At 66.7% G+C, this 26,431-nt stretch carries 24 protein-coding genes; 14 read left to right on the top strand and 10 right to left on the bottom strand.

The annotated features are described in order from the left end of the window. Nucleotides 1-55 precede the first annotated feature (55 nt). From EDF57_RS20765 to EDF57_RS25855, 4 genes are all read right to left on the bottom strand, one after another. Complete coding sequence (locus EDF57_RS20765; RefSeq protein ID WP_166675335.1) at nucleotides 56-823, bottom strand: molecular chaperone; 768 nt, start codon at nucleotides 821-823, stop codon at nucleotides 56-58. A gap of 41 nt (nucleotides 824-864) precedes the next feature. After that, nucleotides 865-1,455, bottom strand: coding sequence for a spore coat U domain-containing protein (locus EDF57_RS20760; protein WP_134095625.1), 591 nt, complete (start codon nucleotides 1,453-1,455; stop codon nucleotides 865-867). 20 nt (nucleotides 1,456-1,475) lie between these two features. Next, a complete protein-coding gene (locus tag EDF57_RS20755) occupies nucleotides 1,476-2,018 on the bottom strand; it encodes a spore coat U domain-containing protein (RefSeq protein ID WP_165921394.1) in 543 nt (180 codons plus the stop codon). A 432-nt stretch (nucleotides 2,019-2,450) separates the two neighbouring features. Then, nucleotides 2,451-3,002 (bottom strand): hypothetical protein, encoded by a 552-nt coding sequence (locus EDF57_RS25855; RefSeq protein WP_208324914.1) that lies wholly within the window; start codon nucleotides 3,000-3,002, stop codon nucleotides 2,451-2,453. A 215-nt stretch (nucleotides 3,003-3,217) separates the two neighbouring features. On the opposite strand from EDF57_RS25855, the gene EDF57_RS20745 reads away from it, so the two are divergent. Continuing rightward, a complete protein-coding gene (locus EDF57_RS20745; RefSeq protein ID WP_243841180.1) occupies nucleotides 3,218-4,933 on the top strand; it encodes a methyl-accepting chemotaxis protein in 1,716 nt (571 codons plus the stop codon). A 56-nt stretch (nucleotides 4,934-4,989) separates the two neighbouring features. Here EDF57_RS20745 and EDF57_RS20740 read toward each other — a convergent pair whose 3' ends face one another. From EDF57_RS20740 to EDF57_RS20725, 4 genes are all read right to left on the bottom strand, one after another. Then, a complete protein-coding gene (locus EDF57_RS20740; RefSeq protein ID WP_132265906.1) occupies nucleotides 4,990-5,193 on the bottom strand; it encodes a hypothetical protein in 204 nt (67 codons plus the stop codon). A 150-nt stretch (nucleotides 5,194-5,343) separates the two neighbouring features. Then, nucleotides 5,344-6,783 (bottom strand): UdgX family uracil-DNA binding protein, encoded by a 1,440-nt coding sequence (locus tag EDF57_RS20735; RefSeq protein ID WP_134095623.1) that lies wholly within the window; start codon nucleotides 6,781-6,783, stop codon nucleotides 5,344-5,346. 2 nt (nucleotides 6,784-6,785) lie between these two features. Beyond that, nucleotides 6,786-8,036, bottom strand: a complete 1,251-nt coding sequence (locus tag EDF57_RS20730) for a putative DNA modification/repair radical SAM protein (RefSeq protein WP_134095622.1) — start codon at nucleotides 8,034-8,036, stop codon at nucleotides 6,786-6,788. Nucleotides 8,037-8,206: 170 nt separating this feature from the next. Next, a complete protein-coding gene (locus EDF57_RS20725; RefSeq protein ID WP_134095621.1) occupies nucleotides 8,207-9,322 on the bottom strand; it encodes an acyl-CoA dehydrogenase family protein in 1,116 nt (371 codons plus the stop codon). A gap of 167 nt (nucleotides 9,323-9,489) precedes the next feature. Between EDF57_RS20725 and EDF57_RS20720 the strand changes: the two genes are divergently transcribed. Next, on the top strand, nucleotides 9,490-10,263 hold the full coding sequence (locus EDF57_RS20720; RefSeq protein WP_132265900.1) for a LuxR C-terminal-related transcriptional regulator: 774 nt from the start codon (nucleotides 9,490-9,492) through the stop codon (nucleotides 10,261-10,263). Nucleotides 10,264-10,299: 36 nt separating this feature from the next. Here EDF57_RS20720 and EDF57_RS20715 read toward each other — a convergent pair whose 3' ends face one another. Then, the gene (locus EDF57_RS20715; protein WP_134095620.1) at nucleotides 10,300-11,934 is read right to left on the bottom strand and encodes a GMC family oxidoreductase N-terminal domain-containing protein; all 1,635 of its coding nucleotides are present in this window, start codon (nucleotides 11,932-11,934) and stop codon (nucleotides 10,300-10,302) included. Between the two features lie 139 nt (nucleotides 11,935-12,073). Between EDF57_RS20715 and EDF57_RS20710 the strand changes: the two genes are divergently transcribed. The 12 genes from EDF57_RS20710 to EDF57_RS20655 all read left to right on the top strand — a co-directional run bounded on the left by EDF57_RS20710 (nucleotide 12,074) and on the right by EDF57_RS20655 (nucleotide 25,502). Next, the gene (locus EDF57_RS20710; RefSeq protein ID WP_132266245.1) at nucleotides 12,074-12,472 is read left to right on the top strand and encodes an OB-fold domain-containing protein; all 399 of its coding nucleotides are present in this window, start codon (nucleotides 12,074-12,076) and stop codon (nucleotides 12,470-12,472) included. After that, entirely contained in the window at nucleotides 12,469-13,644 is a 1,176-nt protein-coding gene (locus tag EDF57_RS20705) for a thiolase family protein (protein WP_134095619.1), read from the top strand. The genes EDF57_RS20710 and EDF57_RS20705 overlap by 4 nt, the downstream gene beginning before the upstream one ends. Before the next feature lie 5 nt (nucleotides 13,645-13,649). After that, nucleotides 13,650-14,858 carry an acyl-CoA dehydrogenase family protein gene (locus tag EDF57_RS20700; RefSeq protein ID WP_134095618.1) on the top strand — a complete coding sequence of 403 codons (1,209 nt, stop codon included), beginning with the start codon at nucleotides 13,650-13,652 and terminating at the stop codon, nucleotides 14,856-14,858. A 47-nt stretch (nucleotides 14,859-14,905) separates the two neighbouring features. After that, nucleotides 14,906-15,895 (top strand): thiamine pyrophosphate-dependent dehydrogenase E1 component subunit alpha, encoded by a 990-nt coding sequence (locus EDF57_RS20695; protein ID WP_134095617.1) that lies wholly within the window; start codon nucleotides 14,906-14,908, stop codon nucleotides 15,893-15,895. A 16-nt stretch (nucleotides 15,896-15,911) separates the two neighbouring features. Further along, nucleotides 15,912-16,925 (top strand): alpha-ketoacid dehydrogenase subunit beta, encoded by a 1,014-nt coding sequence (locus tag EDF57_RS20690; RefSeq protein ID WP_134095616.1) that lies wholly within the window; start codon nucleotides 15,912-15,914, stop codon nucleotides 16,923-16,925. 13 nt (nucleotides 16,926-16,938) lie between these two features. After that, nucleotides 16,939-18,375 (top strand): 2-oxo acid dehydrogenase subunit E2, encoded by a 1,437-nt coding sequence (locus EDF57_RS20685; protein WP_134095615.1) that lies wholly within the window; start codon nucleotides 16,939-16,941, stop codon nucleotides 18,373-18,375. 14 nt (nucleotides 18,376-18,389) lie between these two features. Further along, entirely contained in the window at nucleotides 18,390-18,935 is a 546-nt protein-coding gene (locus EDF57_RS20680) for a VOC family protein (protein ID WP_134095614.1), read from the top strand. Then, nucleotides 18,932-20,146 carry an acyl-CoA dehydrogenase gene (locus tag EDF57_RS20675; RefSeq protein ID WP_243841179.1) on the top strand — a complete coding sequence of 405 codons (1,215 nt, stop codon included), beginning with the start codon at nucleotides 18,932-18,934 and terminating at the stop codon, nucleotides 20,144-20,146. Before EDF57_RS20680 ends, EDF57_RS20675 begins: the two co-directional genes overlap by 4 nt. 2 nt (nucleotides 20,147-20,148) lie before the next feature. Then, on the top strand, nucleotides 20,149-21,216 hold the full coding sequence (locus tag EDF57_RS20670) for a phosphotransferase (protein WP_134095613.1): 1,068 nt from the start codon (nucleotides 20,149-20,151) through the stop codon (nucleotides 21,214-21,216). 142 nt (nucleotides 21,217-21,358) lie between these two features. Continuing rightward, nucleotides 21,359-21,739, top strand: coding sequence for a (2Fe-2S) ferredoxin domain-containing protein (locus EDF57_RS20665; protein WP_134095612.1), 381 nt, complete (start codon nucleotides 21,359-21,361; stop codon nucleotides 21,737-21,739). A gap of 268 nt (nucleotides 21,740-22,007) precedes the next feature. Further along, on the top strand, nucleotides 22,008-23,798 hold the full coding sequence (locus EDF57_RS20660) for an ABC transporter ATP-binding protein (RefSeq protein WP_134095611.1): 1,791 nt from the start codon (nucleotides 22,008-22,010) through the stop codon (nucleotides 23,796-23,798). Nucleotides 23,799-23,969: 171 nt separating this feature from the next. Next, nucleotides 23,970-25,502 (top strand): MFS transporter, encoded by a 1,533-nt coding sequence (locus tag EDF57_RS20655; protein ID WP_243841178.1) that lies wholly within the window; start codon nucleotides 23,970-23,972, stop codon nucleotides 25,500-25,502. Here EDF57_RS20655 and EDF57_RS26060 read toward each other — a convergent pair. Next, nucleotides 25,423-26,430, bottom strand: a complete 1,008-nt coding sequence (locus EDF57_RS26060) for a nuclease (RefSeq protein WP_243841177.1) — start codon at nucleotides 26,428-26,430, stop codon at nucleotides 25,423-25,425. The two genes, EDF57_RS20655 and EDF57_RS26060, sit on opposite strands and share 80 nt — an antisense overlap. Between the last annotated feature and the right edge of the window lies 1 nt (nucleotide 26,431).

Here is a 26,431-nt window from a genome sequence, read left to right as displayed (position 1 = left end):
ATCCGGTAAGGCTCCCGGCATTCCGGCTCATTCCGGCCCTGTCGTCATGTGCCGGTCATTCCGGCAGCCGTTCGATCCGGGCCATCGCCTTGCCGTTGAGGGTCGCCTCCAGGTCTCCGGCTGCGTCGACGCCTTCGGGCAGCGGCCAGCGCATCGTCGCGCCGGGCAGGACGTAGCCGAACAGTCCCTCGTTGAGGCTCGAGCGCTTGCCGTTGCCCGAAAAGGCCACGCCGCTCAGGCGGGCATGGCCGCCGCCGCTGTTGCGGATCTCCAGGAACCGGCCGCCCGCCTCGGATACCGGGCGCCAGGCCAGTCGTGGCGGCGGAGCCGGCGCCTTCTTGCGGGCATCCTCGGGCCTGGCATAGGAAAACAGCGGCAACGAATAGCGCATGCGGAATGTGACCGCCGCGCCCGGCGTGGTCTGCGCATCGGACGTGGGGATCTGGTCCACCACGACGCGGTAAGGCTTTTCGGGCACGCTCGGCGGCGGGACGAGGCGGGTAAGGCGCACCAGTTGCCGCTCGCCCGGCGCTATGGTGAGGATCGGCGGAGTGCCCAGGATATCGTTCTGGGCGGCATAGACGTTCTCGCCGTTCTGCTGGGCCCAGGCATAGACGCGGACTTGCAGCGTAATGGGCGCCTTCCCCGGATTTTCGAGCCAGAGTGCGGCCGCAGGCTGGTCGCCCTCGATCACCGGGCTGACCGGCCAGAGCAGCAGCGAGCCGGCCGACTGGGCCAGCGCCGGTCCGGCAGCCGGCGCCAGGACGCTGGAGGCAATCGCGGCACCGAGGGCGAGTTTAAGCGACAGAACGGCGGCCTTCATCGGTGGCTCCTCGGAGGTAGGGGGCGAAAAGGGGGCGCTGGTCACCATGTCAACGTGACGGTCAGGGTGTCGGTATAGGTTCCGGGCGGCATGGTTCCGGAGGGTGTCAGCGCGGCAAAGATCGGAAGGCGCACGTCCTCGCTGTTGGTGGAGCCGATGCTGTTGCCGTAGGCCGTGCCGGCCACGATCGGCAGGGTGCAGGCCGCATCGCGGCAGAGCGCATAGGGAATGCGCGCGGTGGTCGTGCCGGTGCGCTGAAGGTTGCGCTGGCCCGAGGCGGCATGGGTGCCGCCGTCGATGGTCATGATGAGGTTCACGCCCGGCGTGCAGCGCAGCCGGATGGCCTGGCCGGTGGTGGTGGTGGCCCTCCTTTGCTGGGTGGAAAAGGTGGAGACCGTGCCGAAGTCCAGCGTGCCGACCCGTCCCGCATTGCCGCTGGAGCCAAGCCCGTCGACCAGGCAACCCGGCGTGACCGTGGCGGTGACGTCGAATGTCGCCGTCGTGGCCGCCCATGCGCCAGCGGCGCCAAACGTGGCCCCGGCCGCAAGGACGCCGGCAGCAAGAGCGACGCTGGAGGCGGGAAAGGCAGGCGCAGAACGCCTTCCCGCCGCGGCAGGGCGGTCGGAGGGCATGACGATTTCGGGACGCTTCCCTAGAGTTCCAGGACGACCGTGACGATGTCCGCATAAGAGCCCGGCGTCAGGCCCGGCTCCCCGAAGGCGCGGCCGTAGACATTCACTGTCTGCACGGAGCCGTCGCTGGGCAGGACGATGTCTCCGCCCACGGGTATCACGGCATTGCGCGCCGCGTCGCTATAGAGGTTGTAGGTAACGAACTGGCCGGGCGCGGCCTGGTTGACCATGGCGTGAACGCCCACCCCGGCGCCCGATCCGTCGTTCTGTCCGGCATTGAAGGAGAGCGTGGGGGTCACGCCGTTGCTGCACTGAACGGTGAAGCCGGCAGCGCCGCTCAGCACCTGGGCGTCGACTTGCGTGAACAGGGTATTCTGCGATCCGAAGGCGAGTGTTCCGAAATTCACATTGGCCGAACCGTCGTCGTAGTTCTGGCCGTTGATGATGCACCCTGCGGTCAGCGTGATCGTGGCGTTGATCGTCCCGTTGATGTCGGCGTGCGCCGGCACGGCGGCCAGCATGCCCAGCGAAAGACCGCTTGCGGCAATGACAGTCCTCAACACGATGGCACCTCTCTTTCCTCTCTCGCTCCCGGTGGGAAGCAATGCGTTGGCAAAAGCCCGGCCGCGATCCCGCTTCAACCTGACCAGAGCCGCTGGCCGGGTGTCCTGCTCCAGCAATCGAATGAAATGGCTGGATGCGGCGGCGCAGTGCGTGAAATCGTAATCAACCCACAATCGGTGAAGTTCCGACCATTTTGGAATGAAAAACCGCCGCATCGGTTATTTCTTGGGGAGGGGTACTTAATTCGGTTTATCGATAACTGTCGAAGAATCCGGCAAGGCTGCGGTTTTTAGCAATGCTAATTGTAAATTAACCAAACGCGAATTTACCGCCGGATCGAACAGTGTTCGCCGCTCCAGGAACTCTTTGAGCAAATTTTTTGCCATGGATTTAGAGCATTAGCGGATACACAGCCGTTAATCGGGCCATGGTCATGCGTCTCGCCATTTCTCCATGGCGGTATCGTAGGTCTGGCGGGCCTTCGCGGCACGCGCATCCAGCGCGTCCTGTCGCTGGGCGTGGGAACGTCGCAATTCCGTGATCTCCGCCGCGATCCGGGCGCGTTCCGTTTCCAGATCCTGCAGCGCCGCCTCGAACGCCCGCTCCTGCCGATCTCTTTCGTCCTCGGCGGCATCAAGCTGGGCGCGACTGGGCTTCGGCGGCGGAGCCTTGCGCTTTTTCGGAGCAGGTTTGCCGGAAGAACCGAGGGCCTCCACGGCCTTTCGCGGCGACTTGCGAGGCTGCGTCCTGGCGGCTTCGGCAAGATGCTGATCCGTGCTGCCGCGCGGCACGCGGACGACTTTTCCCGGATCTGCCAGGGCCGCCCTGGCCAGTTCGGGGTCCGTCACTTTCTCCGCCTGCCCCCGCGCAAAGAGGTCGGCTTCCGCGCCCCACGCCGCCAGAGCCGCCTTCTGGCTCGGCGCGGCCACATAGGCATCGTGGAAACCGATAGGGGTGCGGAATACCTTGAGCTTGGCGGCCATCACGACATCTCCGACGAGATCAGCGCATTTTTTGCGGCATGGTTCCCGCGGCGTCGTTCAGCAGCTTTGTTGCAAATCATGAAAATTCGCCCGGTTTCCGCGCGGGGCCGCATCATCGTCCTATAACGATTGCAGCCGCGTCCGGTCCGGGAGATCATCTCCCGGCTCGTGCTGCGCGGTGCCTTTCTCTCGTCTCCCCCCAACAGAGAACCGCCATGACCGCCATCCGTGCCTTTCTGAAACGCCAGCATCTCTCGACCAAAGTCACCCTCATGACAGTGGGTGCGCTCATCCTGCTATCCGCCGTGTTCTTCATCGGCACCCGCGTCCTTCTCGTCGACGACGCGCGGACCCAGGGAGAGGAGCGACTGGACACGAACATGCGCGTGGCCTGGTCGGTGATCGAATGGAGCGGTCTCAACTATTCTCTGCGCGGCGACGCGCTCTATGCCGGCGAGACGCCGCTCAACGCGAACAATGCGGCGGTAGACCGAATGAAGGAACTCGTTGGCGGCACCGCCACGATCTTCATGGGCGACCAGCGGGTGGCGACCAATGTGCAGAACCCGGACGGAACACGGGCCCTGGGCACGCGGCTCGCGGCCGGGCCGGTGAAGGACGCCGTACTCGGCAAGGGCGAATCCTATCGCGGCGAGACCGAGATCCTGGGAACCCGCTATTTCGCGGCCTACGATCCCATCAAGGATGCCAACGGCAAAGTGATCGGTATCCTTTTCGTCGGCGTCTCGGCCGAGGACTTCTACCGCAATGTCGACAGTCTCGGCTGGCACATCCTGCTGCTGGCCGTCGTCGTCACGGCCATTGCGGCGGCGCTCTGCATGCGCGGCGCCCGGAAGCTGTTCGCACCGCTGGAAACCGCGAGTGCCACGATGATGCGCCTTGCCAAGGGCGACAACGAGACCGAGATCGTCGATACCGAGCGACCCGACGAAATCGGCGGGATCGCGCGCGCCCTGCTGGTGTTCCGCGAGGCGGCGGTGGCCAAGGAAGCCGCGGACCGCGAGCAACGGCAGGTGGTGGAGCGTCTGGCCGAAAGCCTGGCGCACTTGTCTTCCGGCGACCTCACGGCGCAGATCGATCAGGTCTTCCCGGAAACTTACGAGGCGCTGCGGACGAATTACAATTCGGCGCTCTCGGGGCTGCGCGGCATGATCGGCGCCACCGGGGACAGCACTTCGGCCATCCGCGGCAGCTCTTTCGAGATCGCCCAGGCCTCCGAAGACCTGGCCCGCCGCACCGAAGCGAGCGCGGCCAGCCTCGAACAGAGTTCGGCGGCGCTGCTGGAGATCGACAATGGCCTGCGATCGGGTGCCACGGCCGCAACCGAAACGGTGACCCGCGCCGACGAGGCGATTGCCACGGTCAGCGGTGGGCGCGCGGTGGCGGCCGAGGCAGTGGGCGCCATGCGCCGCGTGTCCGACAGCGCCACCAATATCGACGGTGTGATCGAGGGGCTGGACAAGATCGCGTTCCAGACCCGCGTGCTAGCCATGAATGCGGCCGTCGAGGCCGGGCGCGCCGGTGAGGCAGGACGTGGCTTCGCGGTCGTGGCCGATCTCGTCTCGGCATTGGCCAAGCGATCGGAAGAGGAAGCCCGCAGCGCCCGCGCGCAGCTGACCGTCACGCAGTCCGAAATCGTCGCGGCCCTGGGCGCGGTGGAGCGGGTGGACGGGGCTTTCGAAGGAATCGCCGGAGACGTGGCGCAAGTCCATGTCCTGCTGGGCGGCATGGCGCGCAGCAATCGCGCCTCCGCCACGTCGGTCAGCGAGATTACCGCGGCCATCGGCGCGATGAACATTGCGACGCAGCAGAATGCCGCCATGGTGGAGCAGGCGTCCGCTGCCGCGCGGGGACTGACCGAGGAAGTGAACCGCCTTGCAGCGCAGGCATCGGCGTTCAGGGTTGCCTGAGCCGAGGGCGAATCAGGCCCTGGTCCTCAAGCGGCGAACCGCTGGGCAGAAGCCTTCTAGGCCGTGACGAGGACGGTCATTTCGGTGCGGGAACGGCGGATCGTGCAGAGCTTCAGGGCGCCGTCCCACAGTTCGGCGCTGCGCTTGGCCGCTTCGCGGTGGGCGATGATCAGGGCTCCGGCAATGTCCGGGGCCTTGAACTCCAGCCGCTTGGCCAGACCGTGCTCATCCTCGAAAAACCTCAGGGTGTAGATATTCATATGAGTCCTCCAGCGGTGCGCCGCCGTGTTCGGTATTCGCACTTGCGGAAGAACGGCTAACCCATTTCGCACCGTTCCGGAGTGATTTGCGTCAAATCGTTGCTCCGAAAAGCCGTGCGGTTGGCGGCGGGTGAAAGGCATTTCGGCGCTTCAGGCGGCTTCGGCCAGGCTTTCGACGGCGCTGCGGATATCGGCGACATAGCGGGCAAACTCCGCTTCCGCATCCGCGTCCGGTGGCAGGCGCAGCAGGTAGCTGGGGTGTACCGTGATCCAGCAGGGCGTTCCGTCCGGCAAAGCCACCGGGCGTCCGCGTTCCTGCCCGACCGTCACCGCGCGGCCGGTCAGCGAGCGCGCCGCCGTGGCGCCCATGGCGATGACGAGGCGCGGGCGGACGATGGCGCGTTCCTGGTCGATCCACCAGCGGCAGGCTTCGATCTCTCCGGTGTTCGGACGGGCATGGATGCGCCGCTTGCCGCGCGGCTCGAACTTGAAGTGCTTGACGGCATTGGTGATGTAGGCCCGGGTCCGGTCGATACCGACTTGCGCCATGGCGCGGTCGAACACGGCGCCGGCAGGACCGACGAACGGCCGGCCGGCCAGATCTTCCTGGTCGCCGGGCTGTTCGCCCACGATCATGATCTCGGCATCGTGCGGCCCTTCGCCGAAGACCGTCTGCGTGGCCGGTTTCCACAGGGGGCAGCGCTGACAGCCTTCCGCTTCCCCGGCCAGCAGCACCAGCGCTTCCGGCCCCCCTGCCTGACCGCGTATCTGACCGCGCCCGGAGCCTTTACCGCGTTCGGGCGCGCTGCGGGCCTGTTCGATCATTTCCAGCTCGCGCTTGCGCGCACCGGCGATGAGCTGCGGCACCAGGGCCGTTTCCGGCATGTTCTTCCAGTATTTGCGCGGCATCTCCTTCAGCATCGCCTGCGGCATGACCCGTGCGGGGTTGAAGATGGCGCTGTAATAGGCCTTCCACACGCTCTCCACCGGGTCGTCTCCGGGGGCGTCGGCGCGCGTGGCGGGCGGACCTTCGGCCAAGGCCATGCCGTCCCAGTGCAGCGAGCCGCGCGGGGTCAGGATCGACCAGCGCATATTGGTGAAGCGATCGACGAAGAAGCCGGCATTGGCACGCAGGATATGATGTTCGGGCTCGAACCAGGCAATGAAGCGTGGCCCATCCTGGTCCGCCAGTTCGCGGAACCGCACGAAGGCGTGCATCTTGTGGCTATCGCGGCGGACGTTGCGCGCCAGACCCTCGATCCGGCGCACCAGCGGGTCGGCGCGGTCCTGAAGCGCCTGGGGTTGGGCCAGCAAGCGGAGCAGGAGAGTGTAGAGCAGCGAAAACCGTTCCGGCTCGCTATGCAGCGCGGCATCGCGCGCGAGATCGAGGAACTTTCGCGTAACCCGCAAGGGCGCGATGCGGGCATGGCCGCCCGCTACGCCTGCAGCCTCACCGGCGAAAAGGTCCACGGCGCCGTCTCCGACCTGCCAGACGATGTCCGACGGCGCCACGCCCTCGCTGGCGAAGGCACGGGCGGCAAGGCGCCAGCCCTCGAAATCGTCTTCGCTTTCCAGGCGGGCGACGCGCATGGTCAGGCCGCGAACAGTTCCAGCTGGGTCGCCTGGGGCGTGACCAGCGGGCGCAAGTCGGCGCGGTCCAGCAGGCCGGTCGGGCGCCAGTCGGCGGTGACGATGAAGGGGCGCAGCTTCTTTACCGAAACGGTCATGCGCGCCACGTCGTCCAGCCGCAGCGTGCGCCAGCGCCTTGCGGCCAGGATGGCCTCAACCGCCTTGATGCCCAGGCCGGGAATGCGCAGCAGCATCTCGCGCGGCGCGCGGTTCACGTCGATCGGGAACCGATCGCGAAATTGCAGCGCCCAGGCGAGCTTGGGGTCGATGTCGAGCGGCAGCATGCCGGTGGCGGGATCGGCGGCCGCGCTCACTTCCTGCGGGGAATATTGATAGAACCGGATCAGCCAGTCCGACTGGTAGAGCCGGTGCTCGCGCATGAGCGGCGGGCGGCGCAGCGGCAGGACGGTGCTGGCATCCGGGATCGGGCTGAAGGCCGAATAATAGACGCGTTTCAGGTCGAACTTGTCGTAGAGCGAGGCCGCGCGCGTCACGATGTCGCGGTCGGTGGCGGCATCGGCGCCGACGATCATCTGGGTCGATTGCCCGGCGGGCGCGAAAGCGGGTGCGGAGCGGAAGCGCTTGCGGGCATCGGCGCCGTCTTCGATGGCCGAGCGCATCGTGCCCATGGCACCTTCGATGCGGGCCTGCGATTTTTCGGGCGCCAGCCGCAGCAACCCGCTGGCCGTGGGCAATTCGACATTGATGGATACCCTGTCGGCATGGCGCCCCGCCGCTTCGACCAGCATCGGATCGGCGTCCGGGATCGTCTTCAAGTGGATATAGCCGCGAAAATCGTGATCTTCGCGCAGGGATCGCGCCACTTCGACGATCTGCTCCATCGTATAGTCAGGCGTGCGGATGATGCCCGAGGACAGGAACAGCCCTTCGATGTAATTGCGGCGATAGAAGTCGAGCGTGAGGTCGACCACTTCCTTGGCCGTGAACCGCGCCCGCCGCACGTTGGAGGACTTGCGGTTGATGCAATAGTGGCAATCGAAAATGCAGCTGTTGGTCAGCAGCACCTTGAGCAGGCTGATGCAGCGCCCGTCCGGCGCATAGGCGTGGCATATGCCGCCGCCGCCCAGCGTCGAGCCAATCCCCTTCCCATCGCGCGAATCCCGCTTCTTGACGCCGGAGGAGGAGCACGAGGCATCGTACTTGGCGGCATCCGCCAGGATCGTGAGCTTTTCGGCGATTTCGAGCGCGGGCATTTCGCGGGACCTTGCTTTCCGCGCCATCGGCAGCGCGGCGGTGAAGGTGCAAACTGGCGCATCGCTCCCGCGGATGCAATGAAAATGTTCCCTATACGTTCTGATTGCGCGATCGTGGCAGGAAGAGGGCATAGCAAGGATCTGCGCGCCTGCGGCGCGTGCCGCCCCGCTCAGTTCAGCAGGCGGGCGTAACGATCGAGCGCCGCTTGCGGCCCTTCCGGCCACCGGGAGAGCACCAGCAGCCGCTTGTGTCCTGCCCCGATCGCCAGTTCGTCGGTCACGCCCATGCCGCCATGGAACTGCACCATCTCATGCGCCAGAGTAAGCGCCGCCTCGCAGATGAACGCGCGCGCGCCGCTTACCGCCTCGGCGAAGCGATCGCCCTCCCAGGTCACGAGCGCGAGGTTCAGCAGGGCGCGGCTTTGCTCGATGGCAGCATATTGGGCCACCATGCGGTGCTGGATCGCCTGGAAAGAACCCAGTGCGGCCCCGAACTGGTCGCGGGTCCGGACATAGTCGAGGGTATCGTGGAAAATGCGCTCCATGATGCCGAGAGCCTCGGCGCAGCGAGCGAGATCCGCGAGTTGCTGGACCTCTTCGATCTGCGCGGTGCCGCCCTGGAGGCGGTGGCTTTCCGGTATGTGCACGCTCTCAAGTGCCAGCGAGGAGGCGATGGAGCCGTCCGCCAATGGCCAATCGCGGCGGCGGAGGCCGGGCGTGTCGACGGGGACGAGGAACATGGCTTCGGCCTCTTCGCCGGCCTGGCCGGAAGGGCGTGCCGAGACGATGTAGCCGTCCGCGCCGCCGCCGGCGATGGAATAGGGCTTGGCACCGTCCAGCCGGTATCCGCCCTGTTCCGGGGTGGCCGTGGTCGCGATCGCGCCGTTTCCGCCCCGCATGCCGGTTTCGGCATGGGCGAGGGCGAGGCGCCTGCTGCCGGTGAGCAAGTCGCCGAGCCATTCGTCCCGCAGGTCCTCGCGCGCGGTCAGGGCGAAGAGGCGTCCCGCCAGCACCGAAGCCTCGGCCAGCGGCTCCACCACCATGCCGCGTCCCAGCGCCTCGAAAATCGTGGCTATGCCGGTGGCGTCCAGGCTGAGCCCGCCCAGTTCCTCGGGGAAAGGCGCGGCGATCAGGCCCAGTTCGCCCAGCAATGCCCAGTTCTTGCCGGAAAAGCCGCCCGGCTCGGCCAGGAAGGTGCGACGGCTAGTATGGTCGTACGTATTGGTGACGAAGCGCTCGGTGAGCGCCTTGAGCATTTCCTCGTCTTCGCTGAGATCGAAATTCACGTGGCTCTCCCGTCTGTCACACGGATGTAGCACCAGCCGTGGGAGCATCTCCGCTAGGCAAAAGACTAGTGTGCAAAAGACTAGGCCCGAACGGGCCGGATTTGGGCTTTCGAGCAATTGTGCACCCTGCCGGGGCGCGTTAAGCTCCACGGCAAGAGAGGAAAAACATGTCGCTGTTGTCACAGGAAAACATAGACGCCGTGCGCGTCTCGTCGCCGGCGGAGATCCGCCCGGCGGCGGAGGCCTTCCATCGCATCGCCATGGACCTGGGTTTCAGGGCCGCCCCCGCGCACGACATTGCCGACAAGCGCACGCCGGTCGATGCCGAGGGCAAGGTTCTGGCCATCGAGGTGTTCGGCTGGGCGGACGATGAAAGGGTCTGGTGGCGCAATTCGCGCATCGCGCTCGATTCCCCGCTCACCACCGCCTGCCGCTTCGAAAGCCAGCCGTTCTGGGCCAATGCCGAAGGTTTCCGCACGCGCGAGCCCAACGCCTACCTCCAGTCCATCGACATCGCCAATTTCGAGCAGCGCGCCATGACGCGGGCCTGCATCGCGGTGCCGGTGCACTTGCCGTTCGGGCAGATCGGCGCAGTGAGCTTCAACCCGCTGGACCGCGACCGGACCGATCTTTCCGAAGACTTCCTGCGGCTGTCCGACGCGCTCGGCCTTTATGCGCGCACGTTCATCGCCACTTACGTCCAGGTGATGGGTTCGACCCAGGCACTGCCGCCCGGTTCGCGCCTTTCCAAGCGCGAGGTGGAATGTCTGCGCTGGGCGGCGATCGGCAAGACCGATCTGGAGATCAGCATGATCATGTCGCGCAGCCGCGCGACGGTACGGTTCCACATCCATAATGCGGCGACCAAGCTGAACGCGGTGAACCGCAGCCAGACGGTCTTCAAGGCAGCGCAGCTCGGGTATATTTCGCTGCACAATTGAGGTTGCAAGGCGCGTCGTCCCGCATGGCGACGGGCTTTACCGCAGCCTGTCTTCCAGCATCAGCTTCGCGCCGCGCAGGCCCAGCGCCATGGCGGGAGCATTGGTGTTGCCCGTGACATGGCCGGGCATCACCGAGCAGTCCGCCACCCGCACGCCGCGCACGCCTTTCACCCGCAGGCGGGCATCGACCACGGCGTCAGGGTCGTCGCCCATGCGGCAGGAGCGGATCGCATGGAGCCCGCAGCTGGACAGGCGGCGGAAGGCAGCCAGGATCTCTCCGTCGCTCTCCACTTCCGCGCCGGGCACCAGTTCGGGTCCGACCATCTGCCCCAGCGGCGCTTCGGCGATGAAGGCGCGCATCTTGCGTACCAGCGCGACGGCGGAGCGGCGATCGTGCTCGGTCGTCAGAAAGTTGTGGCGGATATCGGCCGGATCAGCCGAGTTCGGCCCCGAAGCCCGCACCGCGCTCTCGCTGGTGAGGCGCAGCAGCTGGCCGTAGATGGTGACGCCGGGGAGCGGGTCGATCTTGTCGAGCGGGACCGGATCCTTGTCGTCGCCGACCTTGAAAGTGTAGCCGCCAAGGTAGAACTGCGCGTCGGTGCGGCCGTCGGGATGAGCGACATTGCAGAAGGCGCCGACTTCGAAGGGGCCGGTCGCCAGCACGCCGTCATGGCGCAGCAGATAGCGCAGCATGGCCAGCCCCGCGCCCAGGCCGAAGAAGCTGCGGTTGGTGCCGCGTCCGTGCTCGAGCCGGAACGGGATCGAGATCGACAAATGCTCGATCATCCGCTCGCCCACGTCGGGGGAATGGACGAGCGGGGCGATGCCCGCCGCCCGCAGCCGCTCGGTGTCGCCGATGCCCGATCGCTGCAGCAGCAGCGGGCTTTCCATGGCCCCCGCGCTCACCACGATCTCCCCGGCGCAATCGAAACGCTGGGGGCGGCGGTTTACGAGCGCATCCAGCCCTACGGCGCGGGTGCCGTCGAACACGATCCGCTCGGCCAGCGCGCCTGTCACCACGGTCAGGTTCGGCCGTCCGCGCGCCGCTGCCAGATACGTGCGGGCAGAGGATTCGCGGCGTCCGTTTCGGATGTTATGGCTGTAATAGCCGACGCGCGGCCCGGTTTCCGCGTTGAGGTCGTCCACCCGCGTGAGTCCCAGCGCCTCGCCGGATTCGATCATGCGCTCTGCCAGCGGATATGTGTAGCAAGCCGGGTCGACATGGACCAAACCCCCGCTGCCGCGCATTGCGGAGGCGCCTGCGGCATGGTCTTCCAGTTCCAGGAAAGCCTTGGTCATGCTTGTGCCGTTCCAGCCCACGGCACCGGCCTCGCTTTCCCAGGCGTCGTAATCCGCCGGTTCGCCCCGGCTCCAGATCATGCCGTTGATCGAGGAAGAGCCGCCAAGGCCCTTGCCCCGGATCCACACCTCGCCGCCGCTGTCCTCGTTCGCGCCTTCCTCGCGCGGCTGGGTGACGGGATAGGCCCACATGTGCTCGGGCTTCTTGACCAGCTTGGCCACGCCCTTGGGCAATGTGACCCAGAAACTGTCATTGCTACCGCCCGCTTCCAGCAGCAGCACTTGCGACCGGCCGTCGGCGCTCAGCCGTTCCGCCATGACGCATCCGGCCGAACCGGCGCCGACGATGATGTAGTCCCAGGCCTTTGCCATCTGTTCGTTCTCCCGCCTCAATGCGTCGCACGAACTGGCACATTGGCTACCCTAGCGTTTTGATGAGTCACAAAGGGGGAGCGGGCGCGCTTAAACCATTCACATCAACGGACTCGAAAGCCGAGAGATGGGGAGAACGATGCGCGCCATTGCCGAAGGCCTGTTTACCGACGAGACGCCGCCCCGGCTTCTGGGCGGCCGCGAACGGGCAACGGGGCGGGTGGTGTTTCCCTGTCCCGCCGGAGATAGCTGCGATCCGGTGCCGCTGGCGCGGGAGGGCAGGCTCTGGTCCTATACGGTGCAGCGCTATCGCCCCAAGACTCCGCCTTATGCCGGGCCGGAAGCCTTTGCGCCGTGGATCGTCGCCTATGTCGAACTGCCGGGCGAAGTGATCGTGGAGGCACGGCTGGTGGGCGTGGATTTCGGCGCGGTGCGGATCGGCATGCCGGTGCGGCTCGTGCCGCTGGCGCTCGATCCCGAGGCGGCCGAGCCGCTGGCCATTCCTGCCTTTGCGCCGATGGAAGGAACCCGCGCATGAGCGACGTCTGCATCGTCGGCATCGGCATCCATCCGTTCGGGCGCACCGATGGCCTGTCCGGGCTGGACCAGGGCGTCTTCGCCGTGCGGCAGGCGCTGGCCGACGCCGGGGTGGACTGGCCGCAGATCCAGTTCGCTTATGGCAGTTCGGATGCCGCCGGAAACCCGGATACCATGGTCGATCGGCTGGGCCTCACCGGCGTTCAGTTCATCAATGTGCGCAACGGCTGCGCGGCTGGCGGATCGGCGCTGTTCTCGGCGCAAATGGCGATCAAGTCGGGCGAGTTCGAGCTTGGCCTTGCGGTCGGGTTCGACAAGCATCCGCGCGGCGCCTTCAATGCGCTGCCCAGCGAATACAACCTGCCCGAATGGTACGGGGAGGCGGGCTACATGGTCACCACTCAGTTCTTCGCGGCGAAGATCATGCGCTACATGCACATGTTCGGCATCTCGAACGAAACGCTGGCGCGGGTGTCCGAAAAAGCCTTCCGCAACGGTGCCCATGCGCCGCATGCCTGGCGCCGCCAGCCGGTGCCGATCGAGGAAATCCTGGCCGCGCCGCTCGTTTCGGACCCCTATACCAAGTACATGTTCTGCTCGCCCGCCGAGGGCGGCGTCGCGCTCGTGCTCGCCAGCGAGAAGAAGGCGCGCGAACTGGGCAAGCCGCTGGTCCGCCTGAAGGCCGCGACCATGCGCACCCGCCCGCCGCACAGCTTCGAGGTTTTCGCGCCCAGTGTGGACGTGGTGGCGGACGATAGCGCGCCGCGCGGCACGGCCACGCGCATCGCCTCCGCCGATGCCTTCCGGCTTGCCGGGATCGGACCGGGCGACATCGACGTCGCCCAGCTTCAGGATACCGAGGCGGGGGCGGAGATCATGCACATGGCCGAAAACGGCTTCTGCGCTGACGGCGATCAGGAGCGCTGGCTCTCCGAGGGCCGCACCGAGATCGGCGGCGCGCTGCCGGTCAACACCGATGGCGGCTGTCTGGCCTGCGGAGAACCGATCGGCGCTTCGGGGCTGCGGCAGGTTTATGAAAATGTCGTGCAACTGCGCGGAGACGGTGGCGGCCGTCAGGTGCCGGGCCACAAGCGAGGAAGCGGCCCGAAGACGGCCTACAGCCACGTCTACGGGGCACCGGGCGTATCGGCAGTGACGATTCTGGAACGATAGAACGCATGGACATCGAACTCTCCCCCGCCGACGAAGCCTTCCGCCAGGACGTACGGGCATTCCTGCGCGACAACCTGCCCGATGCGGTGAAGGCCGGTGCCGCCGCCACGCCATCGGTCTTCGTGGAGCCGGAGATCGGGCAGGCCTGGAATGCAGTGCTCGATGCCAAGGGCTGGCTGGGCTACCAGTGGCCGGTCGAGCATGGCGGCACCGGCTGGACGCCGCTTCAGCGCTACCTCTTCGAAAAGGAATGCGCCGCCGCCGGCGCGCCGAACCTGACTGTGCTGGGCCTCAAACTGCTGGCCCCGGTGCTCTGGACGTTCGGAAATGCGGCGCAGAAGGCGCGCTACCTGCCGCGCATCCTCTCGGGCGAGGATTACTGGTGTCAGGGCTTTTCCGAGCCCGGTGCAGGGTCCGACCTTGCCAGCCTGAAGACCCGCGCGGTTCGGGATGGTGAGCACTACGTGGTCAACGGATCGAAGATCTGGACCACCCATGCCCACCACGCCAACGGCATGTTCACGCTGGTGCGCACCGATCCCGATGTGAAAAAGCAGGCGGGCATCTCGTTCCTGCTGATCGACCTGGCCAGCCCCGGCGTCTCGGTGCGGCCGATCCTGACGACGGCGGGCGATCACGAGGTGAACCAGGTCTTCCTCGAAGACGTGCGGGTGCCGGTGGAGAATCTTGTCGGCGCCGAGGGCGAGGGCTGGACCATCGCCAAGTTCCTGCTCGAAAACGAGCGCGGCGGATCGTGCCATGCGCCCAAACTGGGCTATGATCTCGCCCAGATCGAGGGGGCCGCGAAAGATGAAAGCGACGGGCGCGGCGGGGCTCTGGCAGACAGCACCGACTGGCGGCGCCGGATGGCGAAAGCGCGGCTCGGCGTGGAGGCGCTGGAGATGATCGAACTGAAGATCATCTCGGAGATCGCCAAGGGCCGCAAGCCGGGGCCGCAGACATCGCTGACCAAGCTGCTGGCCTCCAACTTGCGGCAGGAGATCGACCTCCTGGCCGTGGACCTGTTCGGCATCGCCGGGCTTCAGCTGGAAACCTCGCGCCCGCTCTATGGCGACAATGCGCCGGAGCCGGTCCATTCTCGCGCCGCGCAAGTTGCCGCCGCGCGCTATCTCAACAGCCGGGCCTGGACGATTTTCGGCGGGACAAACGAGGTGCAGAGCACCATCATCGCCAAGTCCGTGCTTGGTCTTTGAAAAGGAACCGTGAAGCGATGCGGACGACAACGGGAGAGGAAGCTGGCATGCAACTGAACCGCGAGGCGCTCACGCGCGCCTATCGGCAGATGAAGCTGATCCGCGAATTCGAGGAACGCCTTCACGAGGAAATCCAGACCGGCGAGATCGCCGGCTTCACCCACCTTTACTGCGGGCAGGAAGCCGTGGCGGTGGGCGTCTGCGAACATCTTTCGGAGCGGGACAAGATCGTCTCCACCCATCGCGGTCACGGCCACTGCCTGGCCAAGGGTTGCGATGTGACCGGCATGATGAAAGAGATCTGGGGCAGCCAGGAGGGCCTTTGCAACGGCAAGGGCGGCTCCATGCACATCGCCGATATCGACAAGGGCATGCTGGGCGCCAATGGCATCGTCGGCGCGGGCGCGCCGATCGCGGTGGGCGCGGCGCTTTCGAACAAGATCGACGGCCCGGACGAGAACGGCAAGCTGGCCGTCTCGATCGCCTTCTCGGGCGACGGGGCCTGCAACCAGGGCACCACGTTCGAAGCGATGAACCTGGCCGTCGTCACCAAGGCGCCGGCGATCTTCGTCTTCGAGAACAACCACTATTCCGAGCATACCGGCGATGCCTATGCCGTGGGCACCGCGCAGGACATCGCCAGCCGCGCCGAGGCCTTCGGGATGAAAGTCTGGCGCGCGGACGGGACGGACTTCTTCTCGGTCTACGACACCTTCGGCGAAGTGCTGGAATTCGTCCGTACCCCCGGCAACGGCCCGGCGGCGGTGGAGTTCGATACCGAGCGCTTCTTCGGCCACTTCGAAGGCGATCCCCAGCGCTATCGCGGCGAGGGCGAACTGGACCGCCTGCGCGCCACGCGCGACTGTCTTCGTCACTTCCGCGAGCGGGTGACCGGCGCGAAGCTGCTGACCGACGAGGACCTCGACGCGGTGGACGCGGACGCCCTGCAGACCATCGAGGATGCCGTCGCGGCATCGCGCGCGGCGGCGCGGCCGCAGCCCGAGAACGTCCTCGAAAACGTCTACATCAGCTACTGACGGCGGAGCGAAGCACATGGCAAAGATGATGTACCGCGACGCCATACGCGGCACGATATTCCAGGAAATGCAGCGCGATCCGCGCGTCGTCGTATTGGGCGAGGACGTGGTGGGCGGCATGGGCACGGCGGGCGGGCCGGAGGCGATCGGCGGGATCTGGTCCACCTCCACCGGCTTCTACGAGGCGTTCGGGCCGGACCGGGTGATCGATACCCCGATCAGCGAAAGCGCGATCATGGGCGCGGCGGGCGGGCTGGCGCTGGCGGGCAAGCGCCCGGTGGCGGAGATCATGTTCGCGGACTTCATCGGCGTCTGCATGGACCAGCTGTGGAACCAGATCGCCAAGTTCCGCTACATGTTCGGCGGCAAGTCGGTCTGCCCGGCAGTGATCCGCATGCCCTGCGGCGCGGGTTACAACGCCGCCGCGCAGCACAGCCAGATGATCAGCCAGTTCGTCACCTCCATGCCGGGCCTCAAGGTCGTCATGCCCGCGACGCCGGCCGATGCCTGCGGCTTGCTGCGGCAGGCGATCCGCGACGACGATCCGGTGGTCTTCCTGGAGCACAAGTTCCTCTATGCCATGACCGGCGACGTGCCGGACGATCCGGACTTCGTGATCCCCTTCGGCCACGCGCGGCTGGCGCGGGCGGGCGAGGACGTGACCGTGGTCGCCTCCGGCATGATGGTGGGCTACGCCGAGACGGCCGCCGACGATCTGGCGCAGGACGGTATCGGTTGCGACGTGCTCGACCTCCGCACCACGTCTCCGCTCGATGAGGAAGCGATCCTCGATTCCGTGGAAGCAACCGGGCGACTGGTGATCGTGGACGAGGCGCCGCCGCGGTGCAGTCTGGCCACCGACATTGCCGCGCTGGTGGCCAGCAAGGCATTCGCCAGCCTGAAGGCGCCGATCGAGATGGTCACCGCGCCGCACACCCCGGTGCCCTTCGCCCGCGAGTTGGAAGGCGCCTACCTGCCCAGCCCCGCGAAAGTCGCCGCCGCCGTCCGCAAGACGCTGGCATACCGGTGAGGGGGGCGCTGTCATGAGCAGAATCCGCGCTTTCACGATGCCCAAGTGGGGCATCGAGATGACCGAGGGCACCGTGGCCGAATGGATGGTCAAGGAAGGCGAGAGCTTCACGCGCGGCCAGACGCTGTGCCTGATCGAAACCGCCAAGATCACCAACGAGGTCGAGGCCGAATACGATGCCACCGTGCGCCGCGTGCTGGTCACGGGTGGCAGCGAGGCCGAGCCGGTCGGCGCGCTGCTGGCGGTGTTCGACGAGGGGGCCCATTCCGAGGACGAGATCGAGGCGTTCATCGCCGCCTTCACCCCGGCCGAAGGCGGCCTGGCGCAAGGCGCATCTAAGGCCAAGGCGGCCGTGCCAGAGCCGGTGGGTGCCGCTGTCGGCGCGGCGGAACGGATGCGCGTGCCGATCGATACCAACCGCCCGATCAGCCCCGAGGCGCTGCGTCTGGCCGAGGAGGAGGGCGTCGATATCTCGGATATCGAGGGTTCCGGCCGTCAGGGCAGGATCACCCATCAGGACGTGGTCAAGGCGATGCGCGGCCCGGCTAGTCCGGCGCTGAAAGGTGCGTTGGTGCTGCCGGACGACGATGGGAAAGTCTTCGTCTCCCCGCTCGCTCGCCGCATCGCCGCGCTGCATGGATTGGCGCTGGCGGGCATGAAGGGCACCGGCCCGCGCGGACGCATTTCCAAGGCGGATGTGCTGGCGCTGGTCCCGGCGCCGGCAAGTTCAGCCTCGCTCGCCGCGCCGCAGTTCGTGGCCGGCGCGAACCGGCCCGAGATCGTCCCCTTCGACCGCATTCGCAAGGTCGTTGCCCAGCGACTGACGCAAGCGAAGCAGGAACTTCCGCACTTCTACTTGCGCTTGTCCGCCCGCGCCGATGCCCTGCTGGAACTGCGCAAGAGCGCCAATCTCGTGCTCGGCTGCAAGGCCTCGGTGAACGACTGGGTGGTCAAGGCCTGCGCCATGGCGCTGGTCCGCCATCCGGAGGTCAATGTGCAAGTCCACGGCACCGACATCTACCGCTTCCCCCATGCCGACGTCTCGATCGCGGTTGCAGGGCCGAAGGGCCTCGTGACCCCGGTCGTGCGGCAGGCGGACCGCATGCGGATCGACCAACTCGCCGCCGAAACCCGCCGCCTGATCGACAAGGCGCAAGGTCGCGGGTTGGGCATGGAGGACATGGAGGGCGGCACGTTCTCCGTCTCCAACCTCGGCATGTTCGGGGTGGAGAACTTCGATGCGATCATCAACCCGCCGCAGGGCGCGATCCTGGCCGTGGGCGCGGCGCAGCGCCAGCCGGTGGAGACGGCGGGCGGCGGCGTGGCGTTCGAGACGCGGATCGCTCTCACCCTCTCCGTAGACCACCGCGCCATCGACGGAGCTGCCGGCGCGCAGTTCCTCCAGACGCTCAAGACCCTGATCGAAGAACCCCAAGGCCTCTTCGCCTGATTGAAGGACACGCCATGACCAGTTCCGCCAGACCGGGACCTCTCAAAGCCTTGGGCGAGGTGATCCAGCTTGCCTATTTCCCCACCGATTTCGACGCTGCGCTGACGTACTGGATCGAAACCGTGGGCGTCGGGCCGTTCTTCGTGCTCAATGACGTCAGGCTCGGCGAGATGAAGTACAAGGGCCAGCCCACCGACGCGACGTTCTCCATGGCCATCGGCTATTGGGGCGATATCCAGATCGAGCTGATCCGCACCGAGAGCGAGGCGCCCTCGCTCTACACCGGCGAATATGCTGTGCGCGATAGGCTGCACCACGTCTGTGTCTTCGTGAAGGACATTGCCGAGGCGCGCCGTGCCTGCGCGGAAGTGGGTGCGGACGTGATCGTGGAGGGCAAAGTGGGGGACGACGGTGAGGTCATCTACGTCGATCCCGGCCAGGGTCCGGGCTTCGTGATCGAATATCTCCAGCCCATGGCCGGATCGGAAGGTCTGTTCGAAATGATGAAAGAGGCCGCGCGTGACTGGGATGGCAGCGATCCCGTGCGGGTGCTGCAATGACCGTGCCGATTTCAGCCCAGGCCATGGCCATGGCCGACCGCGTGGAGAGCTTCGTCCGCGAAATCGTGGTGCCTTACGAGCAGGATCCGCGTCGCGACCATCACGGCGCGCCGACCGACGACCTCGTCATGGAACTGCGCGGCAAGGCGCGCGCGGCGGGCGTGCTCACGCCGCATATCCGCGATGACGGCAGCCACCTGACCCAGCGCGAGACCGCCGAAGTGCTGATCCGCTCCGGCCTTTCGCCGCTCGGCCCGCTGGCCTGCAACACCATGGCGCCCGATGAGGGCAACATGTACCTGATCGGCCATGTCGGCTCGCCCGCGCTGAAGGACAGGTTCCTGACGCCGCTGGTGGAGGGCAGGGGCCGCTCCGCCTTCTTCATGACCGAGCCTGCCGACTGGGGCGGCGCCGGATCCGACCCCTCGATGATGAAGACCACCTGCCGCCGCGATGGCGACCACTGGGTGATCGACGGGCGCAAGACCTTCATCACCGGCGCCAGGGGGGCGATGGTCGGCATCGTCATGGCCGCTTCGGTGGACGAGGCGAGCAAGGGCGGAGCCTGCATGTTCCTGGTCGACCTGCCCGATCCCGCCATCGTGATCGACGAAGTGCCGAATACCATCGACACTTCGATGCCGGGCGGCCATTCCACCGTGACGATCCGGGAGCTTCGGGTTCCCGCCGCGCATATGCTCGGCGAGCCGGGAGAGGGCTTCAAGTATGCGCAAGTGCGCCTGAGCCCGGCGCGCCTGTCGCATTGCATGCGCTGGCTGGGATCCTGCATGCGCGCGCACGAAATCGCGGTGGACTATGCCTGCCGCCGCGAGGCCTTCGGCAAGACGCTGATCGACCACGAAGGCGTGGGCTTCATGCTGGCCGAGAACCGCATCCTCCTCCAGCAGTGCCGGTTGATGATCGACTGGTGCGCGGGTGTGCTGGACGGCGGATCGCTGGGCACGGTCGAAAGCTCGATGGCCAAAGTCTCGGTCAGCGAGGCACTGATGAAGATTGCCGACAACTGCGTGCAGGTGATGGGCGGCATCGGCGTTACCGACCGCACGATCGTGGAGCAGGTGTTCCGCGAAATCCGCGCCTTCCGCATCTATGACGGGCCGACCGAAGTGCACAAATGGTCGCTCGCCAAGAAGATCAAGCGCGAGTGGAAGCAGGCGCAGGAAGCGGCCCGCGCAGAGCAGGCGGCGTAGCCATGGCCATCGACCTTGCCGCCGACAACGCGGGGACCGTGCCCGTCCGCGAAGGCTATCGCTTCGACGAAGCGGCGCTGGCGCGCTGGATGGCGGCGCATGTCGAAGATTTCGCCGGGCCGCTCAGGGTGGAGCAGTTCAAGGGCGGACAGTCCAACCCGACTTACCGGCTCTCCACCCCCGCGCGCAGCTATGTCCTGCGCCGCAAGCCGCCGGGCGATCTGCTGCCCGGCGCGCACGCGGTGGACCGCGAGGCACGGGTGCAGATGGCGCTGGGCGCGGCCGGCTTCCCGGTGGCGCGCATCCATGGGCTCTGCACTGACGATGCCGTGATCGGCACCTGGTTCTACGTGATGGACATGGTGGAGGGGCGCATCTTCTGGGATGCGACCTTCCCGCAAGTCTCGCGCGAGGAACGGCCGGCCTACTTCGACGCGATGAATGCGACGATGGCCGCGCTTCATGCCATAGACCCGCTAGGGGCGGGGCTGGGCGACTATGGCAAGCCCGGCAATTACTTCGCACGCCAGATCGGCCGTTGGACGAAACAGTACCAGGCGGACGAACTCGCGGGTCGCAATGCCGATATGGACGCGCTGGTGGAAGCGCTGCCCGGCCTGATCCCGCCGGGTGACGAGACATCGGTGATCCACGGCGACTGCCGCTGCGACAACATGATCTTCCACCCCACCGAGCCGCAGGTACTGGCGGTGCTGGACTGGGAGCTTTCCACGCTGGGCCATCCGCTGGCGGATTTCGCCTATCACACGCTGATGTACCGGATGCCGCCCGAAATCGTGCCCGGCCTGATCGGCGCGGACCTCGGGGCGCTCAACATCCCTCCCGAAAAGGACTATGTCGCCGCCTATTGCGCGCGGACGGGGCGGGACGGCATCGCGAACTACGAGTTCTACGTCGCCTTCAACCTCTTCCGCCTCGCGGCGATCTTCCACGGCATCAAGGGCCGCGTCCTGCGCGGCAATGCCGCCAATGCCCAGGCGGCGAACCGGGCCGAGAGCTTTCCCGTCCTGGCCCGCATGGCGCGTGAAAGCCTGGAAGCCGTGGGCTGAAGCTCGCGACGGTGGCCGAAACGAGCGGCCTGATCGTCGTTTCCGTCATCAGAAAGCGAAACTTCCCGTTCGCCGGCGCGCTGTGATCCTGTCAGCATAATCCCGAAGCCTCGCGCCCGGCGCGCGAAACCAGGAAACCAGCATGTCGAGCCAGCACCGCCCTTTACGCAATGTTTCGGCCAAGTGGGACGAAGTTCTGCTGGTGTGCCGCAAGTGCAGCAGGAAGGTCCACGGCGGTTTCGGCAAGGACGGCGACAAGCGCCTGGAGAAAGCGCTCAAGTCGGCGCTGAAGTCTCAGGGGCGCTACAAGGTGGTTCCGGTCTCCTGCCTCGATATCTGTCCGAAGAACGCGGTCTGTCTCGTCCAGGCGAGCGCGCCCTCTACGGTTCATCTGGTGCCGCCGGGGACGCCGATGGAGGAAGTCGTGGGCCGTCTCGCCCCTCTGCCCGAAAAAGCGCGCGTGCGCCGTGGCAAGGCGCCGCGCCAGCAGGCGCCCGATAGTGCTGCTCTGCCTTCGGGCTGAAACAGGCGCTGCTCCGTCTGGTCCTTGCATCCCGTTTCTGCTAAGGACTGCCGGACCAGCAGGGCATGGGCGCCTGCCGTGACGAGGGAGGGCGAAGATGAACTATCCGTACAGTCCCTTCCGCGCGCCGAACTGACGGCAAGAGTCCCGAACCCGGCGTCCCGATGCTCAGGCTCGGGCGGCCGCCTCCCGACTTAGACCCGGTACCGCCGGGTCGCTCCTGACAATTGCCGAACCGGGACCGCGCAAGGCCGCGCGGAAAAACCTCATGACCGATACCGACGAAGACCTGTTCCCGCGCGCCGCGGTCCTGCGCAAGGTCCTGTCTTTCACGTTCCGCCATTGGCGGCGCGCGCCGGTGCTGGCCGCGGCCTGCGGCAGCGCGATGATGGTGGCGACCGTCACCGAGGTGTTCGTCCCGGTCTATGCCGGGCGGATGATCGACGCGGTCGGCGGGGGCGCCTCGGCCGAGGCATGGCGCGCTTTTGCCGCGATTACCGTGCTGGGGCTGGGCCTTGTGGTCTTTCGTTTCCTCGGCTGGTGGGCGATCACGCCGCTGACGCTGAACATGATGCGCGATGTGACGCAGGAGGCCTTCGCCCGCGTGCAGCGCCTTTCCACCGATTGGCACGCCAATGCCTTTTCCGGCTCCACCGTGCGGCGCATTACCCGCGGAATGTGGGCGCTCGACACGCTGAACGACGTGCTGCTGCTCTCCCTCCTGCCTTCTCTGACGGTCCTGGCGGCTACCGTGATCCTGCTGGCCCTGCACTGGCCGGTGCTCGGGCTGGTCATGGCGATCGGCGCTTTCGCCTATATCGCGCTGACCGTGGGGCTGGCGATGCGGGTGCTGGCGCCGATCGCGCGGCTTTCCAACCAGTGGGACACGCGGATAGGCGGCATCCTGGCCGACGCAATCGGCACCAACGCCGTGGTCAAGGCGTTCGGCGGCGAGGAACGCGAGGAGGAATTGCTCGGCCGCACGGTTGCCAAGTGGCGGCAGCGGACGCGGCGGACCTGGATGGCCTTCACCTGGGCGGGCAGCGGGCAGACCAGCCTGCTCTGGCTGGTGCGCGCGGCCGTGACGGCTGCCGCGCTGTGGCTGTGGATGCGGGGCGAGGCCAGCCCGGGCGACGTCGCTTACGTCATCACGAGCTACCTCGTGCTCAACGGCTATCTGCGCGACATCGGGCAGCACGTTCACATGCTGCAGCGCTCGGTGAACGAGATGGAGGAACTGGTCCAGCTTCACGACGAACCGCTGGGTGTGGCCGACCGCGCGGATGCCGGTCCGATCCGCATCGCCGATGGCGCGATCCGCTTCGACACCGTGACTTTCCACTATGCCGGGCAGGACAAGCCGCTGTTCCGGGACCTGGACGTGACGATCCCCGCTGGGCAACGCGTGGGGCTGGTGGGACCCTCCGGTTCGGGCAAGACCAGCTTCGTCAAGCTGATCCAGCGGCTCTACGACGTCGCGCAGGGCCGCGTGACGATCGACGGGCAGGACGTCGCCCATGCCACCCAGAACTCGCTGCGACGGCAAGTGGCCATCGTTCCGCAGGAGCCGGTCCTGTTCCACCGCACCCTGGCCGAGAACATCGGTTATGGCCGCCCGGACGCGACGATCGCGGATATCGAACAGGCTGCGCGCCTCGCCAATGCGCATGAATTCATCATGCGGCTTCCCAAAGGCTACCGCACGCTAGTGGGCGAGCGCGGCGTGAAGCTTTCGGGCGGTGAGCGCCAGCGTATCGCGATAGCCCGCGCCTTCCTGGCCGATGCGCCGATCCTGATCCTGGACGAGGCGACCTCCAGCCTCGATTCCGAATCCGAGGCGGCCATTCAGGATGCCATGGAGCGGCTGATGGTCGGCCGCACGGCCATCGTCATCGCGCACCGCCTGTCCACGGTACGCGCGCTGGACCGCATCCTGGTCTTCCATCGCGGAGAAATCGTCGAGGACGGCACGCACGATGCGCTGCTCAAGTCGCAGCAAGGGCAATATCGCCGGTTGTTCGAAAGGCAGGCCGGAACGGCGGAGGCGGAAATTCACTGATCCGCAGGCGGATGTCCGTCCGCTTCGCCCGGCCGGATCCGGCCGCTTCGGCGCGCCATGAAGGCTCATCGGCGAGCGAAGATCGCGGCCCGTCGCAAAACTGAAATGCCAGGCGACTAGAGGCCGCGCAGGGCGTGCGGTCGTGCGCCGTTTCAGCGACGTGACATGCAGGTGCCATCCATCAGGTCCGCCCCGCGCCGGGCAGCGACACATTCGGTTACGGCGAACCCGGGCTTCGGGCGTGAGGCGCGGTTGCTGGGCTATGCCAGCGGCAATTTCGGCAAGAATCTGGTCTTCGCCGGGGCCGACGTCACATTCCTTTACCTGCTGACCGACCTTTTCGGGCTGCCGGGCTCGGTCGCGGGCCTGCTCATGCTGGTTGCGCTGGCGGGCGACCTTGTTTTCGACCTGCTGGCAGCGCTGCTGGTCATTCGCCTGCGCCGCGCGGGCAAGGGCTACCGCTGGCTCATTCTGGCAGGCGCGATACCGGGAGGCACGGGTTTCGCGCTGCTCTATGCGCTGCCGGCGCTGGGTGCGGAGCGGGTATGGATGGTCGCGGCGGCGCTCCTGCTGTTTCGCGGTGCCTATGCCGTGATCGATGTGCCGCACAATGCGCTGATGGCGCGCATGACGGTGGACAGCCGCGCGCGCGGCAGGGTGTCGGGATATCGCCTGTTCTTCAGCACGACCTCCTCCCTGACGGTCGCCTCGCTGCTGATGCCGACCGTCCAGCAGGCGGTGGCGACGCGCACGCTGGATCTTCTGGCCCTGACCGGCTGCCTGGCGGGCCTGCTGTTCGCCATGACCATCGCCTTTTCGGCCTGCGCCTCGGGGAACGACACAAGCGCCGAAGGCGGCCGCGACGCGGGGGAGCATGACCAGGGGCGCCAGAGCGACGGCGACGGGATCGCCGTGCCTCTGCGGGAAGGGATGGTCGCCGGCATGGGCGTGCTCGCGCTCATCACCGGCTTTGCCGTGCCGACGTTCGAGCGGATGCTGCTTTACATGGGCACATACGTCTTTCACCGGCCGGAGATGGTCAGCACGCTCCTGATCTCCGTGACGCTGGGACAGTTCCTGGGCGTACTGCTCTGGACCCCGCTGACCGGCCGCTACGACAAGAGCCGGTTGCTGGGGACGGGGCATCTGCTTTGCGCCGCGAGCCTGGCTTGCTTCGGTCTCTGCATGGCCTGGCCGCCCGCACTACTGGCTTGCGGCGTGCTGATCGGCATCGCCTTCACATGCGTCTTCATGCTGCCCTGGGGGCTGCTGGCCGATACGGTGGACTTCGTGGCCTGGAAGCGGGGGCGCCGCTACGAGACCGGGCTCTTCGCCTTCTATCTGGTGATCGTGAAGGCAGGCGGCGCGGCCGCGAACGGGGCCATCGGATGGTGTCTCGGCAGCCTTGGCTACACGCCGGGGGCGGAGCAATCGGCACTGGTGCGCGCCGGTATCCTGACGCTGGGCCTGGGCGTGCCCATTGCCGGAAGCCTGGCCGCGGTTCTGCTGCTCCGCCGCTTCGATATCGGTCATGCCCGCCACGCCCGCCTGCTGTCCGCCCTGTCGGCCGGGCGGACCGGCGCGAGAGAGCCTGGACAGCAGAGGGGATGCCCGGTCGTTCCGGTCAGGCGCCCACTTGCGCCGGTGCCGAGCCGGTTTCCGGGTCGTAGGCCGGGTTGGCCGGATCGAGCGGCGAAGGCTTGAGCGGGGCGGGCTTCATCGCGCTTTCGGCCCAGGCACGGCAGATCATGTCGCGCAGCATCGCCGCGCCCTTGGCCGTGCGTGCGTAGACGAGTTCGCGCACGTCCTTGTCCTTGAAGTTCGCGAAGCGGTCGCGCTTTTCCAGGACATAGACCTGTTCCATGTGACTGGCCGCCTCGTCGAGATAGGCGAGGACGGCGTCGAACATGTCGCCCTCCCGGTGGCCGGCGGTGCCGATGCGCGGGGCGATGTCCCCGGTGGTCAGGGCCATGCCGTCCACGAACTCGCTTTCGAACCGACCGTGGATCGTGCGGTCGCGCGTATAGCCCTTGGGATTGTCACCCCGCCAGCCGTCGCTGTTGACCGAATCGTGGAGCGGTTGCGCGCCGTCGCCGATATAGTGGCCGAGGCGGATCACCTGGAAGGCGCAGTGCTGTTCGGCAAAGGCGGTCGCCTTGCCCTCGGCGCGCAAGGCACGGATCTGGCGCATGCAGGCGATCAGGCGTTCATAGGATTCCATCGCGGCATAGGGAAGCGTCCCGGTCCAGCGGACATTGGTGCGCTGGGCGGTCAGCGGATCCTTGTCCTTGATCGCCTCGTAATGCTTGTAGAGGGCGATCACGAAAGCATAGCGCGACCGCGGGATCGGCTTGAGGAAAGCGAACTGTTCCTTGAACCAGCCGTGGTTCGGATCCTCCTCGATCTTGGAGAACGGCTCGCTATCCCCGCGCCAGCCGTCCGGAAGGGAGGCGGAGCCGGCGATATAGTCCACCTGCTTGCGCAGGAAGACGGGGCCATCGTCCGGGATCGCCTCGATGGCCGCGCGGTCGATCACGGCATGGGCGGTCCCACCCCAGGCGAGTGCCACATTCGGGTGAAGCGCAGCGGGGAAAACGGCGGCGGCTAGCGCGGCGAGAACGAAGGGGCGCATG

Origin of the sequence: Novosphingobium sp. PhB55, assembly GCF_004368805.1 — a bacterium.
Taxonomy (GTDB): domain Bacteria; phylum Pseudomonadota; class Alphaproteobacteria; order Sphingomonadales; family Sphingomonadaceae; genus Novosphingobium.
Note: the sequence above shows the minus strand (reverse complement) of the source record. Positions and strands in the feature narration are given on the sequence as shown.

What these genes read in the sequence shown, in the direction of transcription:
- EDF57_RS20765 (WP_166675335.1), bottom strand. Translation starts at nt 823, where the DNA reads ATGAAGGCCGCCGTTCTGTCGCTTAAACTCGCCCTCGGTGCCGCGATT.
- EDF57_RS20760 (WP_134095625.1), bottom strand. Translation starts at nt 1,455, where the DNA reads ATGCCCTCCGACCGCCCTGCCGCGGCGGGAAGGCGTTCTGCGCCTGCC.
- EDF57_RS25855 (WP_208324914.1), bottom strand. Translation starts at nt 3,002, where the DNA reads ATGGCCGCCAAGCTCAAGGTATTCCGCACCCCTATCGGTTTCCACGAT.
- EDF57_RS20745 (WP_243841180.1), top strand. Translation starts at nt 3,218, where the DNA reads ATGACCGCCATCCGTGCCTTTCTGAAACGCCAGCATCTCTCGACCAAA.
- EDF57_RS20740 (WP_132265906.1), bottom strand. Translation starts at nt 5,193, where the DNA reads ATGAATATCTACACCCTGAGGTTTTTCGAGGATGAGCACGGTCTGGCC.
- EDF57_RS20735 (WP_134095623.1), bottom strand. Translation starts at nt 6,783, where the DNA reads ATGCGCGTCGCCCGCCTGGAAAGCGAAGACGATTTCGAGGGCTGGCGC.
- EDF57_RS20730 (WP_134095622.1), bottom strand. Translation starts at nt 8,036, where the DNA reads ATGCCCGCGCTCGAAATCGCCGAAAAGCTCACGATCCTGGCGGATGCC.
- EDF57_RS20720 (WP_132265900.1), top strand. Translation starts at nt 9,490, where the DNA reads ATGTCGCTGTTGTCACAGGAAAACATAGACGCCGTGCGCGTCTCGTCG.
- EDF57_RS20715 (WP_134095620.1), bottom strand. Translation starts at nt 11,934, where the DNA reads ATGGCAAAGGCCTGGGACTACATCATCGTCGGCGCCGGTTCGGCCGGA.
- EDF57_RS20710 (WP_132266245.1), top strand. Translation starts at nt 12,074, where the DNA reads ATGCGCGCCATTGCCGAAGGCCTGTTTACCGACGAGACGCCGCCCCGG.
- EDF57_RS20705 (WP_134095619.1), top strand. Translation starts at nt 12,469, where the DNA reads ATGAGCGACGTCTGCATCGTCGGCATCGGCATCCATCCGTTCGGGCGC.
- EDF57_RS20700 (WP_134095618.1), top strand. Translation starts at nt 13,650, where the DNA reads ATGGACATCGAACTCTCCCCCGCCGACGAAGCCTTCCGCCAGGACGTA.
- EDF57_RS20695 (WP_134095617.1), top strand. Translation starts at nt 14,906, where the DNA reads ATGCAACTGAACCGCGAGGCGCTCACGCGCGCCTATCGGCAGATGAAG.
- EDF57_RS20690 (WP_134095616.1), top strand. Translation starts at nt 15,912, where the DNA reads ATGGCAAAGATGATGTACCGCGACGCCATACGCGGCACGATATTCCAG.
- EDF57_RS20685 (WP_134095615.1), top strand. Translation starts at nt 16,939, where the DNA reads ATGAGCAGAATCCGCGCTTTCACGATGCCCAAGTGGGGCATCGAGATG.
- EDF57_RS20680 (WP_134095614.1), top strand. Translation starts at nt 18,390, where the DNA reads ATGACCAGTTCCGCCAGACCGGGACCTCTCAAAGCCTTGGGCGAGGTG.
- EDF57_RS20675 (WP_243841179.1), top strand. Translation starts at nt 18,932, where the DNA reads ATGACCGTGCCGATTTCAGCCCAGGCCATGGCCATGGCCGACCGCGTG.
- EDF57_RS20670 (WP_134095613.1), top strand. Translation starts at nt 20,149, where the DNA reads ATGGCCATCGACCTTGCCGCCGACAACGCGGGGACCGTGCCCGTCCGC.
- EDF57_RS20665 (WP_134095612.1), top strand. Translation starts at nt 21,359, where the DNA reads ATGTCGAGCCAGCACCGCCCTTTACGCAATGTTTCGGCCAAGTGGGAC.
- EDF57_RS20660 (WP_134095611.1), top strand. Translation starts at nt 22,008, where the DNA reads ATGACCGATACCGACGAAGACCTGTTCCCGCGCGCCGCGGTCCTGCGC.
- EDF57_RS26060 (WP_243841177.1), bottom strand. Translation starts at nt 26,430, where the DNA reads ATGCGCCCCTTCGTTCTCGCCGCGCTAGCCGCCGCCGTTTTCCCCGCT.